Here is an 18144-nt window from a genome sequence, read left to right as displayed (position 1 = left end):
GAATATGATACACAATAGGCAAAGTATTAACGAAAAAACACGCTTATTACTGCAAAATATCTATTTTTGCAGAAACTTAATTCTAAAATCAATCATGAAAAAACTGTTATTGATATGCCTGTTGCTAATGGCGTCAATCTTTGGAAAAAGCCAAAACAAGAGTGAATTTACCGTACTGCAATGGAACATTTGGCAGGAAGGTACTAAAGTACCCGGCGGGTACGATGCCATCGTAAATGAAATTGTTCGTCTGAAGCCCGACTTTGTGACTTTCAGCGAGGTGAGAAACTATAATAATACCCGGTTTTGCGATCGTATCGTCCAATCACTGAAAGAGAAAGGAGAAACTTACTATTCTTTCTACAGCTACGACTCCGGACTATTAAGCCGTCACCCAATAACCGATTCCCTTACCGTATTTCCCGAAAAAGACGATCATGGAAGTATTTATAAGATGACAAGCAAAATAAAAGGACACAAGATAGCTGTCTATACAGCACACCTGGATTATCTGAACGATGCCTATTATAATGTGCGCGGATACGATGGTTCTACATGGGACGAGATTCCTATCCCGCAAACCGTACTGGAAGTTCTGAAAGTAAATGACGCCTCTTTACGTGACGATGCCATTAAAGAGTTTATTGCAGCCGCCCGCAAAGATATTGCGGAAGGTACCATTGTCATTTTAGGTGGAGACTTCAACGAACCCTCACACCTTGATTGGATACGGGAAACAAAAGACTTATACGACCACAACGGCCTGATTATTCCTTGGACAGTACCCTTAATGTTAGATAACAATGGCTTCATTGACACATATCGTACTCTATATCCGGATGTATTAAGCTATCCAGGCTTCACTTTTCCCGCGGACAATCCATTAATTCCGGTAGAAAAGCTAACCTGGACACCTAAATCCGATGAGCGTGATCGAATAGATTATGTTTTTTATTATCCTCACCCAGCCATCCAACTGAAAGCCGCCGTAATATTCGGACCGCAAGGAAGCATAGTAAAAAGTCAACGAACACAGGAAAAATCAAAAGACAATTTTTTATTGCCTCAAGGAGTGTGGCCTACAGACCATAAAGGTTTGTTCGTTACTTTTGATATAAAATAAAAAATCAACGCTATTTAGCTAATTTATATAGCTCACTCCCAGCCAGCAAAAGGGCTCCTACCCCATAGACATCTGTTGCATCAAATCCAGCAGCTTTTGGGGCTGCCCCGACTGGCTGTATATAGCCGAATTTACCGTCAGCATGAACAGCCTTTACCAGTGATTGCCATCCCTTTTCGAGTACGGGCTTATAAGTACGCTGAGGTAAATAGCCATTACGAAGCCCCCATGCAATACCAAAGCACATGAAAGCAGAACAACTGTTCTCAGGCATTGTATACGCTCCCGGGTCCAGCAGGCTGGTGCGCCAGTCTCCATCCTTGCATTGAGTGTTGCGGACAGCCTCTGCCATATCTACAAATAATCGCATATAATAATTGCGGGAAGGGCAATCCAACGGAAGATTATCAATAACCAACGGAAGTCCGGCAAAAACCCAACCGTTACCTCTTCCCCAGAATTGTTTGCTACCATTCTTTTCACGAACAGGAATCCGCTTGTTGTCTCTATAAAAGAGGTGCTCTTCTGCATCATAAAGTGAATCTACACATGCCTTGTACTCGCTATCCAAATAATCCAAATAGATTTTATCTCCTGTCATTGTATATAAAGCCGCATAAACCGGTGGCGCCATAAACAAAGCGTCTGCCCACGACCAACGTTCCGTTGTTCCTATGGCATCCGTTTTCTGTAATAAAGCTTTCGATGGATGTGAAGCGACATAATATGCACGTTCCAATACCGGCTGCAACATGCGCCTATCGTCAAATTTGCGATACATCTCAATAAATGCCTGCCCTACACAAATATCATCTGCATGATATACCCTGTCCCACATATTCCAATTATATTTTTCACCGATAGCCCGTACAAAATCATAGCAAGACTTATTCCCTGAAACTTTACCCCATTCCGTCATTCCACGATACAGAGCTCCGTTTGTCCAATCTAACGGATGATGCCTCACTTCACCTTGATGATTTATCTGCCATTCGGCTACGGCATTACAAACTTTGGTAATATCCTCTTTATTCATCCCTGATGAAAAAGGTTGCTGCGCGTGTAGTCCACAACCTATTACTGCTAAAAATAAAAAAAGAATCTTCTTCATATACATTGTTTATTAATTATCTTTTATAGCCTTATCCAACTTAACACTCTTATTACCGTTCCAAATTTTCTTTCCGGTCCATTCCGCATAAGGAGCACACCAGAACTCATCGGTAGCCGGAAGCCCTAACGCAGTAAATACGACAGAACATAAATAAAGGCTACCTGTTGAAATATATCTTTCAGCAATTTGCGGTTGATGCCCTGCAAAGCCCAAAGTCAGCCAACCCCGCTCATCAAAATTACCTTTTACGGCCATATGCCTTTTTATTACAGCAGTCAACCCGCACCTTACTTGAGCTTTAGTCACTGAAGCCGGTAACAGCCCATCCAACGCTGCTTGCGAAAGCACATGAAAAGCTCCAAAACGGTAAGCGATGGAACGACCTACCACCGGATATGCTCCATCAGGAGAAATCATTCTCTCTTGTTGTTCGGCGTATCTGGAAAAACGCCGTAATTCTTTCTTATAAAAATCAGATTCACCCTTATTATGCTTCTGCATAACTTTCAGAACATCTAAAAGCATCGGATGTATTACAAAACTATTATAATAGTCCATGTGTAAGTTTACACCGTCACCATACCACGCATCACCTTTATACCATTCTTTAAACCGCATGACAGCATACTCTATCGGATACATATTACATTCACCTGTCAACTCCAATAAAGCAGCCTCTACCATAGCCGAAAAAAGCAACCAGTTACTTTCCACCGGTTTTATGATTCGTATCTGCTGCAAGGCATTCAAAACATTCTGTCGGACTACCGGAGAGAGCCTGCCCCATACTTGTACAGGAGCACGCAACACCCCCTGGCAAAAGAAAGCGGCATCCACCAAAGGTTGCCGGGTAACCGTAAAATTCAAATAGTCGGGAGATTCAGGGTCAAAACCATATTCAATGGACTTGAGCATTAATTGAATATATTTCTCACGCAATTGTCCTTCTGATGTTTCATCCGGTCCAAGTTCCAGCCAAGGAGCTATTCCTACCAATAAACGTCCCAAAGCTTCCAAATGAGTAGTGCGTGCATTAGAAGGATTGACCGCACCGGAAACTGTTTCTACCGGCATGCTTTTTCTTAACTCGCCTTTACTCATATTATCTAATAACGGATCTGCTACTTGTGACAATACGCTTATCCAGTATGCTCTATCCTCCTGTCCTGAAGCAACCTGCGAGCGACCGGTAATACAGAACATCAGTAAAGTTAAAATCAGAATACTATATTTCATGGTTCTATTTTATGGTTTTATGAACTTATCTATCGGAAATTCCAGACCACTGAATGCCTTTACACTTGTCCAAGGTTCCGCAGGCTCACACCAAAAAGGAGCATCGGCCGGAAGCCCTAAAGGAAGAAAGCCTAACGAGCATAGATAAACACAAGGAGTTGACAAATAAGTATCTCCCAACTCTTTCTGTTCACCACACACTCCAATTGTCAGCCAACCATCTTTATCAAAAGTTTCCGGTTGCTCAAACAAACGTTTCAGCATGGCTGTCATAGCTCCCCTTACTTGTCCCGGTTTCAATGACTGAGGAAGCCGTTGAAATAAAGCACATGCTCCCAACACCTGAAATGCCGCAGAGCGATAACTGACAGAACGTCCTAATACCGGATAACTGCCATCAGGAGCTATCATTCGTTCTTGAATCTCGGCATAACGCGTAAAGCGTATCCACTCCTCATCCAAAAATGGCAGAAAAGACGAATCATATTTCACCGCTATTTTCAAGACTTGAAGCAATAAAGGATGTATAACATAACTATTATAATAGTCCAGATGAAATTCTGCACCATCTCCATAAATACCATCTCCTTTATACCATACCTTATGAGAGTCCAATGCTTTTTTTACCACTGAAAAGTTCCATTCTCCACCGAATTCCTTCAAACCACATTCTACCATTGCAGAAAACAATAACCAGTTATTATTTCCCGGCCTCATGGTTCGGGTAGACTTCCATTGTTCAATAAGCCTCTCACGGGAAGTGGCATCCAAATTTCCCCATAGCTGGGTAGGGGCCTGTAACAAACCTTGAATAAGGAAAGCGCTGTTTACCAATATCTGGCGAGTAGCCGTACTGTTAAAATAATCATTTGATTTCGGGTTTACGGAATTGGCTAGCGCCTTACAGGTCATCTTTATATATTTCTCACGTAATTTTCCCTCCGGCGTTTCATCCGGACCAAGTTCCAACCAGGGTGCTATTCCGGCAATCGTTCTTCCTACAGACTCCATGTGAGTAACAAATTCCCGGCTACTGGCCAAAGCTGAAGACGAACGTCCTATAGGAATTTTTTTCTTCAACTGATCTTTACTAAGGTTGTTTATCACAGGATCAGCAATCTTAATAATTGTCTGTACCCAATATTGCCTATCACTATTATCAGCAGCCTGCCCACGAGCAGGGGACATTCCCAAGACCATCGGACAGAAAAGAGTCAAGAATATAAAAACCAATCGGTATACCATCGTTTTACTTCGTATTTCCTATTATATATAAATGTGTAATGTGTTCACTGAAACTAATATTTTTGCATTAACTCCTGTAGCTCTTTTACTTTATCCGGATATTTCTGCGCAAGATTGTCTGATTCTCCCACATCCTGTTTCAAATTAAAAAGTTCAGGTACATCTCCTTCCTTAAACTTACTATTACCCGTTTTAGGAAGATAAACCCAATCTCCCTTGCGTATGCCATATACTTGTCCACTCTTTACATAAACATATTCATCACGCAGCCTCAAGGAAGGATTCTCAAAGAATGATGAAACGTTTATTCCATCTATCTCCTGCCTGAAAGAATGGCTGCCTGCATAATGCATAATCGTTGGAAAAAGGTCAATACTGGCAATTATGGCATCACTCGTCACTCCTGCAGGAACAACACCTTTCCACCTAATAATACACGGTACCCTTACCCCACCTTCATAATACGAGAATTTACCGCCACGTAAAGGATCGGCAGAGCCACCCTCTTCTTTAAAAGACAACCATGGTCCATTATCCGATGCAAAAATAACCAAAGTGTTCTCGGCTAATCCTTTTGTATCCAGATAGTCTAAAAAGCGGCCTACATTCCAGTCTATTTCTTCTACTGCATCTCCATAAAGCCCCCGTTTACTTTTACCTCTAAACTGTTCGGAAACAAATAAAGGTACATGAGGCATTGACGGAGTTATATATAAAAAGAAAGGCTGTTGCTTATTATGTTGTTCTACAAAATCAATAGCATGGTCAAAATAACGACGGGTAGTGGTAGACTGATCACATGGATATTCAATAATCCTATCTCCTTCAAACAATGGAGAAGCATTATTCAATCTCTTTTTTACAGCCGCCCTACTGGAAGTCCTCACAAATTCCTGGTCTTCTTTAGCTTTCACTAAAGTGTATCCTTCCCTAAAAATCGCATCAGAAGCAAATTGCTGAGAAGGAGCAATATACATATCATTACTGTAAGGGATACCATAATAGTAATCAAACCCTTGGTCTGTAGGTAAATGTCCTTTTAAATCACCTAAATGCCATTTACCAAAACACCCTGTTGTATAACCTTGCTCTTTCAATGCTTCAGCCAAAGTAATTTCTTCAGAAGGCATACCCGCAGATTCAGGAAAAAATACACCTTTTACTCCATTTTTCGTATTCAACCGACCCGTTAACAGACCGGCACGCGAAGCACTTGATACGGAAGCCGAAACATAAAAGTCTGTCAATTTCAAACCATCCTTTGCCATACGGTCAATCGAAGGGGTCTGTATCAACGGAGAACCGTAGCAACCTAAATCCTGATAACCCTGATCATCCGTAAAGATAATCACAACATTAGGCTTCTGCCGGGCCTGTAACAGCCCGGCAGACAAAAGCATAGGATAAATTATCAGTCTCTTATTCATATCTTTTTATTCTGAGATAACAACACCTTCTGTAATCCCACTATCATTGTAGGCATCTACCCGGTAATGATATTTCACACCTTTAGTAAGAATATGAATCAGTAAATCGGTGGTCTCACAATCCTTCACCTGAATACACTGATTTAAGAAATCAGGCTGATAACCAAAACGAACCAAATAACCGTCAGCCCCTGATACTTTATTCCAAGTAAGTGAAGCGTATCTTTCATCTTCCTGATTCCTCTGTACTGAAAGCTTCTTAACCAAACCCGGTTTCTCCGAATAGCCAAAACCGAATACACGCAAATCCAGTAAAGCAAACTTACCTTCTTTGGGAGTATGTACATTCTCTATTTTAATAAAAGAAGCCTCGACCGGTACGGAAAGTTCAACATATTCATGCGGAACGGCTACTGTATTCTTTGATTTATCAACAATTTGTTTCCAATCTTCACCATTGTCAGAGACATACAACTTATAGGCATGATAATCCGTCTCCTTAGGAGCATCCGGATTTATATCCTGTTCGGCAAAATTTATCTGAACGGAATTGATACGTACTTTTTTACCTAAATCCATTACAAAATATTCACCGGCATTACCACTCGCTGCAGACCACCAAGTTCTGACATTCTCATCTGCCGCTTTTTCCGGTTCAAAACCGGGTAGTGAGGAAGACGCCATACTCTTTTTATTCTGAGACTGAAGCATCCAGCCAAAAGCAGAAATATCCTGAGGATCAAATTTCTTCTGCGGCAGCTGCATAGGATAATCTCCCAACACGGTATGGGTTCTCATTCTCCCCTTCTCATCAAAAGAAACAGGGAATAAACCTATTCTTCTTTCAAATTCATCATGATTACCTACCCACATCGATGTTACCTGCCACCAATTTTCGTACTTATCTTTAAATACGCAACTGTGTCCGGCGCCACCAATAAAACCGCCAACTTTCAAAGATACAGGATTATACGGTTGCTCTACAAAACCACCATTGACGCTATCACTCTCCAACACCACATCGCAATACCAATTACAGATAGTTCCCGGAGTAGCATACTGAAGATAATATTTATCGTTATTCTTCACAACCCAAGCACCCTCAGGACATGGCACTTTCGCAAACTTGCCCTGCCAAGCAGAAGCATCAATCTCATCATAAAGCTCTCTACGTCCGAATTGGTAACCGGACTTGCATTGATTGACATCTGTAACGTACTCACGCAGGACTTTCTTCGAGCCCTCAATTTCTTTAAAAGTATTAGGGTCTACTTCAAAAAAGGTTGTAGACTGAGTACCGCCTAAACCATAATAAAAATAGAAACGACCATTATCAATAAACAGGCACGGATCGGCCATACGTCTGACCTCACCGCATTTCTCCCACTTTCCATTCTCTGGATCAGCCGAGCGAATGACATCTACCGTTTTCTTCGTACGGTCACGGGTAAAATTGACAAAATATACATAATTATCGTCAGCAGCTACAGCAGGAGCCACATAATGATCCAAATCCAGTGCAGAAGCATGTACTTCAGGATTGAAATATACATTCTTCCAAGTAATAAGATCGTCGGAAACACGATATCCGCCAATATCCATTGTAGTAAATAGGTAATATTTACCCTTAAACAAAACGACGACAGGGTCGGCAGCAGAACGGGCCTTCTTCTGCTTAGTCTGAAAACACCCCCAACCATAATCCAAATTCATCGGATTACAAAATGTCGTTTGTTTCTCTGCTATTTTATTCTCTGAACAGGAAGATAAAACAAGCGAAGCTAATAATACAGATAATATATTTTTCATATACAGTAATAAGATTAATAAATACTCCTATTTCACTTTATCACCGGAGCATTTTGGGTTATTTTGTTTAAATCCTTCATTAGTAAATTACGCAAATGACTTTTTATTGCTCTATAAACCGGATCAGTACTTTTATCCGACATTTCCCCCGGATCAGATAAAATATCCATCAAAGTTTCTTTTTTATCTCCGCGTGTAAAAGCCGTATATTTATAACGTCCATCATGGATTTGATACCCAGAACTTGATTCAACAATAATATGATTACGAGACATTTTAACAGACTGTCCCGTTAGAATCGGTTTCAATGATTTCCCTAACAGCCCTTTCGGTATAGGAATCCCTACTAAATCGCACATTGTAGGTACAAGGTCAATACCACAAGTCAGGTTTTCTGAATCTACAATACCTTTTTGTATTCCAGGACCAGCAATTATGAGTGGTGTGCGCGTAGCTTCTTCCAATAATTGGCTTTTGAACACCAGACCATGTGACTGTCCCATTTCTCCATGATCCGAAGTAAACACAACAATCGTATTACCAGCCAGACCAGCATCCGCCAATGCAGTTAAGATACGTCCAATCTGCTTCTCCACATCTTCTACAAGCCGACAGTACATCCAACGATAAAAATTCCATTGTTCTTCAGTCCAATTTCGAGAACCGGAACCGATTTCTTTCATTTCGGCATATGCACCATTAGGCTCCATATTAGCAGGCACTGGTGGTATTTGGTTCCGATATTCCTCTTCACTCAACGTTTTATGAAAATCTATATATTTCTGTGTAGCCGCTATTTGATGAGGGCGTAATTTATCAGGAAATCTCGGGTCAAAACCAGCACCATAACAAATGTCATGAGGGTTCATAAATGAAAGGTAAAGAAAAAAAGGCTTATCTTCTTCCGGCTTATAACCCGCAAAAAAACTCTCGGCAAAGTTAGCAGGACCGTCATAATAATCCGTACCGTTTTGGACAAAACCATAATCCTCAATATTCGTTCTTCCACAATAAAAACCCGGATAACCGGAATAAATAGTTTCATAACCAGCATTCCGAAAAAGATTTCCAACCGAACTTTCACGTACAACAGGCAGTACTCTCAAAGTATCCGGTTTAGTCGAATTATTCGTATAACCTATTTCACCAGCAAAACGTCCCGTTATCATTGCAAAACGTGACGGCATAGAAACAGGATTTGCGCAATAATTACGCTCAAACCGGACACCATTTTCTGCTAACTGGTCTAATGAAGGAGTGTGGACATAACGGTTACCTGCACAACTCAGCATATCATATCTCTGCTGATCGGTCATAATGAAAAGAATATTCGGCCTCTTTGCTTCCACTTTCTGTATACCAAAGAAAGAGAATAATGAAATGCCACAGCTATACAATATGGTTTCCGTTAAATTCATCATATCTATTTCATTTAATTCAATTATTTCTTCAAGGCCTTATCGACATCCAAATCAATACCTTCCCAACCTTTCTTACAAGTCCAAGCTGTAGCTGGGGAGGACCAATATACATCAGATTCCGGCAGACCAAGGGCAACAAATACAGCAGTACATAAATACAAACTACCTGTAGAAATATAAGTTTCTCCAATATGAGGCTGATAACCGGCAAAACCGACCCGCAACCATCCTTCCGGATTGAATGTCCCCGGAGCATTAATCTGACGATTAATCACAGCTGTCAACGCACATCTCACTTGAGCGGGAATTACTTTACTAGGAAGCAACTTTCTGTATGCAACATCAGACAACGCATGGAAAGCACCAAAACGATATGCCAATGAACGACCTACTATCGGGAAAGTACCTTCAGGAGAAATCAATCTTTCCTGTTGTTCTGCATAACGCGCATAACGACTAAGTTCCAGTTCATAAGGAATAGCTCCTTCCAAGCCATGTTTTTTCATAACAGTCAAGACTTCAACCATCATCGGATGGATAACGAAGCTATTATAATAATCCAAATGGAAATCTGCACCATCACCATACCAACCATCACCTTTATACCATTGAGCAAAACGATCACAAGCATATTTCACTCGTTCATATTCCCATTCACCCGTAAATTCCTTTAACGCAGCTTCTACCATGGCAGCAAAGAACAACCAATTGGTTTCGGAAGGCTTAATTACTCTTGACGATTTCAGTTCTTTAATTACCCTTTCTTGTGTCGTTTTGTCAAGCTTATCCCACAATTGCGTACGTGCTCTTAATAAACCATGAGCCAAAAATGCAGCATCTACCAACGGTTGACGGCCTTTGTTAAAATTAAGATAATCAGGAGAAGCCGGATTTACACCATTAGCAATTGATTTTAAAGACAAATCAATATATTCGGCACGTAGCCTACCTTCTATTGTACTGTCAGGTCCTAATTCTAACCAAGCGGAAATACCCGTAATCAATCGTCCTAAAGCCTCAAGATGAGTCACTTCTCTTCTTTTCTGCATATCGGCAGCAATGGATTCAACCGGCATATTCTTACGAAGTTCACCTTTTGCCATATTACTGAGCAATGGGTAAGAAATACGATGCAGCGCGCTCAACCATGCCGAACGATCCTCATTTTCTGAAAATGCCGTAATAGTTTGTACCACAGGACGGCCTTCCAACAAATTCTTATAACGGATAAGAGCCTCTACAAAATAATAATCCGCATAAGTAAGAGGCGCATCTATCTCATATTGTTTTCCCATGAAACCGGTACAATGCTGTATGATGAAATGATTGTTATCCCCCACTTTCTTTGCCCGATATGCGGGAGAGGCCAATGATTTTATCTGTTGTTCTCCAATAGAAAGAAATTGTTTACCCAATTCGCCAGATACATATGTGCTCAATTCAACGAAAGCGGATGCCATAATAGCACCGGCAGAAGCATCTCTATCCGCTTTTGGAATATTAGGAGCATCAAAATCCCAATAAGGTATTTTATCCTTTGGCAGACGTGGATGATTCATGATAAATTTACCAACCTTTATAGCATGGTCCAAATATTCTTTTTTTCCAGTCTGGCGGTACATCATAGTAAATCCGTATAATCCCCATGCCTGTCCACGGGACCAAGCCGACTGGTCATTTACTCCCTGATGAGTAACCTGATTTAATACTTTACCGGTAATCGTGTCATAACTAACTACATGATAAGAGCTGCCATCCGGACGAAAATGATTAATCATCGTACGATCCGCATGTGATTTCGCTTTCTTATAATAAGAATTATCCCCTGTCATGGAAGAAGCTACTGTAAGCAATTCCAAATTCATCATATTATCAATGATTACGGAGAATTGCCATTTTTTACTGTTCCATGAACGAGTACATCCTGTAACCGGATGAAAGCGTGTAGATAAAGACTTTGCAGCCGTTTCTATCACTTCTCTATAAGCCTCATTGTGTGTAAGGCGGTAACCATTCCCAAAACTACAATTAATAATAAATCCGACATCATGATTACTTGTTGTATATTTCTGCCTTTCCACACGTGATGTCATTTCTTCTGCAGCAGCCCTAACCTGTGGATCATTACTATATTCGTAACAATACCACAATGTACCGGGATAAAAACCACTTGTCCACCAAGGAGATTCACAAGTAATCATTTTACCGTCTTTTGCTGTTCTAGGAAGTATGCCTACTTGACCTTGCATCTCACTGAACATAGACATTGACTGCTTGACAGAGAAGTCAAGAGCCTCATCTACTACTTTTTTCATGCCTTTCGATACTGCACACGCCGATGACGCGAAACACACCAACAGGACTAAACTGATAATTAAAGTTTTTTTCTTGTTTCCCATTACCCTCATTTTAAGGTTTGACTTTACTTTTTTGTTATTTCTGAACGATACAAAGGAAGCCGAATCTATATTCCTAACATAACACAATAGTTCTGATTTAAATAAAAATCGTACATGACCTGTTCTAAGCCGCTCTACTACATTATTTCACCCCAAAACCGAACTAGAATAACAGTTTCTTTTATTCAATTCTTTATGTTTTAAATAGAATTGATATTAAACCACATCTGAATTTAAAATTTTATTAATTATTATCCATAATATAGCGGTCTGCAAACTCATAAAAACATCTCCAATCAAAAGGAGTCATGGAATGTGCCCCCGGTTTCAAATGATAACCAACTCTCTGACATATGACACTTCCTGTTGCAGGTAACTCTTTCCAATAGTTCAATAAATAACCATATAAGTTATATATTGGTACAACTTCCAACAGAGCTGCATACTCTAAATTAGGACAGACATATGCATCTTCATCGGAATTAGCAATATACATTGGCCGAGGAGCAAGCAAAGATAAAACCATATGCTGATCAATCGGAAATCCTACCTTTTCCACCCTATCTGCATATTTATAAAACCGTTTACACATCCAATGCGGGAAACGTTTATAAATATCATATGGAGTTTCCACACGATTGCCTCTATACAAAGAAGCTCCACCCGAGCCTGAACTATTAGCTATTACCCCAACAAAACGTTCATCCTGCGCTGCCGCCCAAAGTGCAATTTTTCCATAGCGAGAATGACCTATAGCTATAACTCTTTGAGGGTCAATATCAGAATCTGTTTCTAAGTAATGCATAGCTTGCGACATTCCCCAGGCTACAATACCTATGAACCCGCAACTTGTAGAATCTCTTTGAGCTCCATATAACATTTCTCCTAATTTATTCTCAATACCGGTTACAGTATCATCGCAAATATCTTTACTGCAGAAAGTAACAAATGCATACTGGCGTCGTAAAGTTTCTACTATATTCCAGCTTAAACTATCGCATCCACGTTGTATGGACAAGCCTTTTTGCGAATCATAATACATAGAAATCCCTTCATCTTTATGTACTGTATAATTTCCCATGGCATTAACACCCAAAAAAACAGCAGGGCGAATTACCTTTTTAGGAAGATACATTAATAAATGCAAAATACATTTATTATTTCCTTTCGAAAAAACAATGTCTACCTCCTTACGTTTAGCTAATCCGCTTAACGCCATTGTATCTATACCTCTCTGCCGATATTCAACAGAAATTCCATGATGCCTCGGAATGGCTCCATATTCATACTCTTGTAACAATTTTAGGATTTTCGTTCTTCGGGCATTCCAAGCATCTAATGTACTCTCAGAATAAGGAAGTAACGGAGGCAAATCGGAAAGCGTAGCCCTATCTTTTTCCTGACCCTGTATACAAACATTAGTACATATAAATATATATAGTAGGATAAATACTTTCTTCATTCCATTTTACTCGATTAATCCATTTTGAGAATCCGTATAGCGGTAATCATTGTTTCCCCTTTTATTGGAATAAAATCAACGGTAAGTCCTTTTTTATCCGAAATAGTTACTGGTATCTTACAAATCATCGGCCTTCTCACACCCACTTCTTTAGCAACATCAAGTGATGATAATACACGCACTCCATTGATATCTACATGGAATAACCGTTCAGTAGCTTTCTCCTTCTGTACTATATTATCCAGCTGATAGGCCAAATCGACAACATCCGCACCAGACAGTTCTGCCCAATACAAATAGACAACATATCTTCCATCAGGTAAGTCCGCTTTAAAACTATTCAACCCACGCCGTTGGGTTTGGAAAATCGGATCTTGTTCCGTTCCATAGATATCTAGATTAGAAGCCGGTTGTGACCCCCTTTTTGTCCGCGCTCGGAAAGCTTTTCCTCCTACATACCCCCAACCACCAGATACATATTCCCGTTCTGGTTGCCAAGCTAAAGAAGCAGTCTTATCCTCAAAATGGCGGGCTGTTCCAAACAGCATATTCAACTCTGTAAAAGACTCTTTATTATCAAAAGAGCCAGGAACCAATTTCATACTCACTCTACAAAAATCTTTAATATAGCGACCCTGGAACGTTCCTTCCGCTTCCAATTGATTAATACCATCAATAAACGGGACATTAAATTGAGCAGCTCCATTTTGTACCTCCGATACTGCGAGCATTTTTCCATTTACTTTTAAGCTGACCTGTTTTAAATTAGTATAAACAGATACCGGATAATAACAAACTCCCGAATTATCGGCAACACCAGACCTATTATACCAATCCGATCCACCTATTGCTACATACGGTTCTTTATTAAGCATAGCCCTATAATATCGATAAGTATCTTTGGGTACTCTATCCAAAGTAACCAAACCCTTGCAATTAATATGAGGAATAGCATCCATTCTTTCCTCTGAATGGAAATCATTCAAGTTCCATACAGCCGAACCTACAACAAATTTACGCTGCATTATCTGAGGTAAATAATGACGATGATACATAACTCCATAATCTACAGAAAAATCAAAACGCTCTGGTTTAAATGAGTGAATCCGGGCATCAACATCTGCACCATATTCACTTACTATAATAGGCTTATCCGGATATTTTTGATGTATTTTATCCAAAGTCGCTTCAAATCCACTGAAGTCTCCCCCATACCAGCCATTATATAAATTCATTCCTAATATATCAGATAAATTTATTAGATTTGCTTCTTCATAAGCAGCTAGGTTTCCATGACATGGAAGCATTGTAGCCCGTCCCGGATCAATCTCTTTAGCCGTATTCTCTATACGTTCCGCTATATGATACAGATATTTCAGATACTCATCTTTTTTTATAGAAGGTTCCGAATTATAAGGAGGACGTAGCATAATTTCGTTCATATATGTCCAAATACAAACAGAGGGAGAGTTAAAACATTGATAAATCATCTCTTTCATCATTTCGACACAATTGTCTGAGAAATTCTGATTCATAGTAATAGCATTAATCACCGGAATTTCCACAGAAGTCACAATTCCCAACCGATTACAAGCAGCCAATACCATTTCATCTTGAGGATAATGGGCAATACGTAAAAAGTTACCTCCCATCTCATGTAGTAATTCTATATCACGGACGTGCATTTCATCTTTTAGAGCATTTCCCATACCTGAATGGCATTGATGACGATTAGTTCCCAATAACTTTACCGCTTTTCCATTCAGTTCAAAACCTTTTTCTGCAGAAAACGAACAAGTTCTGATACCAAAAGTATTACTAACTTCATCAAGCAACTTTCCCTCATTGTCCCAAAGATATGTTTGCAATCTATACAAATTAGGACGCCCTATCTCCCACAATTCAGGATGATTTACTACAATCTGAGTATTAAAGGCCTGTTCTCTTTCAGTATCTACAGCTACTTTCTTTCTACTTGCAGCTACACATTCACCTGTAGCTGAATAAATTTTATGTTCCACAAAAATCTTGCTACGCACTTTCTGCGTATTACTCAACATTGTACATATATCTACCAAGGCTTTTTCTTCTGTTATTTCCGGCGTATGCACATATACCCCTGAAGAAGCATAGTGAGTAGTAGAAATATGAATAGGAGAAACAGAAATCAGGGAGACATCACGATAAATTCCACCAAAAAAAGTGAAATCAGCAGAAAGGGGTGGAATTTCAGAATCATAAGAATTATCAACACACACAACCAACTGATTTTCTCCTTCTCTTATATAAGGAGTGATATCAAAACAGAAGAAAGTATATCCTCCGATATGTTCGCCAACCCTATGGCGATTAACAAAAAGTTCAGTGCGCTGATTTGCTCCCTCAAAGAAAATATACAAAGGTCTGCTCAACATAGCACTATCCACTTGTATATTCTTGCGATACCATCCTGTACCATGATAAAAACCCGGAAAATCATCGACACAGTCTTCCGCATTCCAAGTATGTGGAATTGAAACTGTACTCCAACCCTCTTTACCAATATCAGAAGTACCTAACCGAAACTGCCAAGAATCATTAATACTATATGTTATGCGAGGGTTATTTTCTGTAGAATACGCTTGAAATATTCCCAAAAAGATCAGAATTAATAAATTGCAAAGTTTTTTCATACAACAGACATTATAATAGATTAAATAATAAAGTGACCTCTATATTTAGTACAAGCTCTGAAACTCTCTTCTTACATTTGTTTTTCACAATATTTATCACGAAGTTTATGTAACAATTTTAATTTTGCCGGAATGTTAAATTTGCCATGTAATTTGTCTCCTGCGTACCAATCGGTAAATACACCATGCTGAGTAGAATAAAGCGCTTCTTGTGCTTTTTCTAAATACTCTATGGATAAGTCCAGATTCTTGGTCCTCTTCTCCGTATATTTATAGGCCCTCAGAAAATGATAAAGTGAATGACTTAATGCTGCCATATAATGACAAGGTGCACTTAAATTATCAAGAAAAAAACAACGATATTGTTCAGGTAACTGAGGCATAAGTTGAGCACAACGTTGAGCCACTTTATCAAATCTATCGAAAGTACGCTCCATGCCGGATAATAATGAATCTACCTGATTGTTCCCTTCGATACGAAATGAACGCCCCGGTACACGCTCACGTATAATATCTTTTAAAGGATTAGAAGAGAAACATTCGAAACCTTCACCAATCTGTTTAAACACTCGTGCATAACGTAAATCATGAAATATGAACTGACGCTCCAATCCGGGAAAATCAGCGGATTTCTGTTCCCAATACGCATAGTAATAATCACGATAAAGCTGCATTACCTCTTCCGCATGCTCCTTTCCAAAATAGCAAACACAAAAATCATAAAGAAATCTATCCGTATCGTAAGTAGCCATATCCCACATCATAGATGCATTAGCAGCCAATTCCATTACAAATTCACGAAGATTTCCGGCATTAACTACTGATAACGCTAACGGACAACGACTATTAGCATATCGAAAATTGAATTCCATCTTCCAAGGTCCCTCTGCCGCAGCTAAATGAGCTCCGGTAGAAGTAAACTGAAGATTCATATAGTAGCCTAAATTAATTTGAGTCGCCGTATCAAAAGTTACAATATCATCATAAGGATAATGATCACGACGAGCCGCAACAAAGGTCCACAAAATATTATTACCAACAGGCGGTTTCAAATAGCCTTTAGCCAAAAGATCCGAAAGCTCATCATAAAAAGTGACACGAACAAAAGGATTAGGATTACCCGTCTTCTCTTTTATCATCGCAAGCTGAATATGTAACATCCGATTGATAACTTCCGCACGTTCCTCTTCGCTCACAGGGGCATCTTCAAAAGCCGCCCAATAAGGTTGGTCACCTATACCTCTGAAAGCAATGGTCCAAAGATTTTCCTGTTCACAACGGCATACCGTCTCAATACTATATTGCCAAAATTCACACAACGATTTTTCATCAGACAATAACAGCTTGGGAGGAGCAATTCCATGTACTTTGTACCAATATTCTTTCCAAGTTACTAAATTATTATTGCAAGCTGTGTGGTGAGTTGAAGAAAGTATCAAACCATATTTACGGAGTAAAGACACCGATTCCTCCAGTTTATAATCCGGATAGGTAATCGTCTGTTCCATCTCTACCGTATTCAATTTTAAACGTAACATTGTCTCTAACCATACCTCATTATTTTGTACTGTAAGTTGCCGCCATGGTGTAAAAAGTTCCGTATCATTAGGAAACCAGGCTCTGTAACGTACTTGCGGAGATTTATAAAAATAATCAAGGTTACAAGGAACCTCAATCTGCTTTTTCTTTTGAGGTTCCCATGAAGAAAAGAACCACAAAGGAGGAACATCCAAAAATTTCTCACTAAAGGTATATATAGCATAAATCGTTCCGCGCATATCTTTTCCTGTCAAATAAATCCGTCTGGATGAGGTCTCTGCATATAAACGATGAGATTCAAAGCCGTCCAAAGGACGGAGCTCCGATTTATTCATAGAAGAATCAACAATAGATTCATTGATTATAATCAACTCAATCAATTCTTTTTCTCCATCAGTTGAAGTAGAAACAATAGGTGGGCAGAAGCCCATCACACTCTTGAAATCACGTTGTAACGTTTCAACTGCCAATTTGATGGGGGATAATTCTCCGTCAGAAACAACCATACGAAAATTACCTTTACTCAAAACGAGAAAATCTATACCTGCAGACATCCACACAGAATGGATAATAAAAAATAATAAAAAGATATAGCGCCTATTTCTCATAGCTTGATATACATTACAGTTTATCCACAAGTTCCCGGCCTGAAAAGGGATATAATACAGGTCGGGAACTTTTTAATCAAATTAGTGAA

The 18144-nt window shown here is 39.5% G+C and carries 11 protein-coding genes; 1 reads left to right on the top strand and 10 read right to left on the bottom strand.

The window, feature by feature from the left end:
• Positions 1–94: 94 nt before the first annotated feature.
• Positions 95–1123, top strand: a complete 1029-nt coding sequence (locus tag BHV73_RS10295) for an endonuclease/exonuclease/phosphatase family protein (RefSeq protein ID WP_039950768.1) — start codon at positions 95–97, stop codon at positions 1121–1123.
• Between the two features lie 10 nt (positions 1124–1133).
• Here BHV73_RS10295 and BHV73_RS10290 read toward each other — a convergent pair whose 3' ends face one another.
• The 10 genes from BHV73_RS10290 to BHV73_RS10245 all read right to left on the bottom strand — a co-directional run bounded on the left by BHV73_RS10290 (position 1134) and on the right by BHV73_RS10245 (position 18055).
• A complete protein-coding gene (locus BHV73_RS10290) occupies positions 1134–2234 on the bottom strand; it encodes a glycoside hydrolase family 88/105 protein (RefSeq protein WP_022218650.1) in 1101 nt (366 codons plus the stop codon).
• Positions 2235–2246: 12 nt separating this feature from the next.
• Entirely contained in the window at positions 2247–3473 is a 1227-nt protein-coding gene (locus BHV73_RS10285) for a DUF2264 domain-containing protein (protein WP_087425341.1), read from the bottom strand.
• A gap of 9 nt (positions 3474–3482) precedes the next feature.
• A complete protein-coding gene (locus tag BHV73_RS10280; RefSeq protein ID WP_286738343.1) occupies positions 3483–4673 on the bottom strand; it encodes a DUF2264 domain-containing protein in 1191 nt (396 codons plus the stop codon).
• 98 nt (positions 4674–4771) lie between these two features.
• Entirely contained in the window at positions 4772–6145 is a 1374-nt protein-coding gene (locus tag BHV73_RS10275) for a sulfatase family protein (protein ID WP_009122041.1), read from the bottom strand.
• 6 nt (positions 6146–6151) lie between these two features.
• Positions 6152–7954: a family 43 glycosylhydrolase gene (locus BHV73_RS10270; protein WP_022218646.1), complete on the bottom strand. Its 1803-nt coding sequence runs from the start codon at positions 7952–7954 to the stop codon at positions 6152–6154.
• A gap of 32 nt (positions 7955–7986) precedes the next feature.
• The gene (locus BHV73_RS10265) at positions 7987–9375 is read right to left on the bottom strand and encodes a sulfatase family protein (RefSeq protein ID WP_087412180.1); all 1389 of its coding nucleotides are present in this window, start codon (positions 9373–9375) and stop codon (positions 7987–7989) included.
• A 20-nt stretch (positions 9376–9395) separates the two neighbouring features.
• Entirely contained in the window at positions 9396–11783 is a 2388-nt protein-coding gene (locus tag BHV73_RS10260; RefSeq protein WP_174263179.1) for a DUF2264 domain-containing protein, read from the bottom strand.
• Positions 11784–12018: 235 nt separating this feature from the next.
• Positions 12019–13236 (bottom strand): alpha/beta hydrolase family protein, encoded by a 1218-nt coding sequence (locus tag BHV73_RS10255; protein WP_009122036.1) that lies wholly within the window; start codon positions 13234–13236, stop codon positions 12019–12021.
• Between the two features lie 14 nt (positions 13237–13250).
• On the bottom strand, positions 13251–15908 hold the full coding sequence (locus tag BHV73_RS10250; RefSeq protein WP_009122035.1) for a glycoside hydrolase family 2: 2658 nt from the start codon (positions 15906–15908) through the stop codon (positions 13251–13253).
• Between the two features lie 71 nt (positions 15909–15979).
• Positions 15980–18055 carry a glycosyl hydrolase 115 family protein gene (locus tag BHV73_RS10245; protein WP_139259708.1) on the bottom strand — a complete coding sequence of 692 codons (2076 nt, stop codon included), beginning with the start codon at positions 18053–18055 and terminating at the stop codon, positions 15980–15982.
• Positions 18056–18144: the final 89 nt, after the last annotated feature.

Origin of the sequence: Bacteroides sp. 44_46, assembly GCF_001915465.1 — a bacterium.
In the GTDB taxonomy this organism is placed as follows: domain Bacteria; phylum Bacteroidota; class Bacteroidia; order Bacteroidales; family Bacteroidaceae; genus Bacteroides; species Bacteroides clarus.
This window is presented reverse-complemented; position numbering and strand designations above follow the sequence as displayed.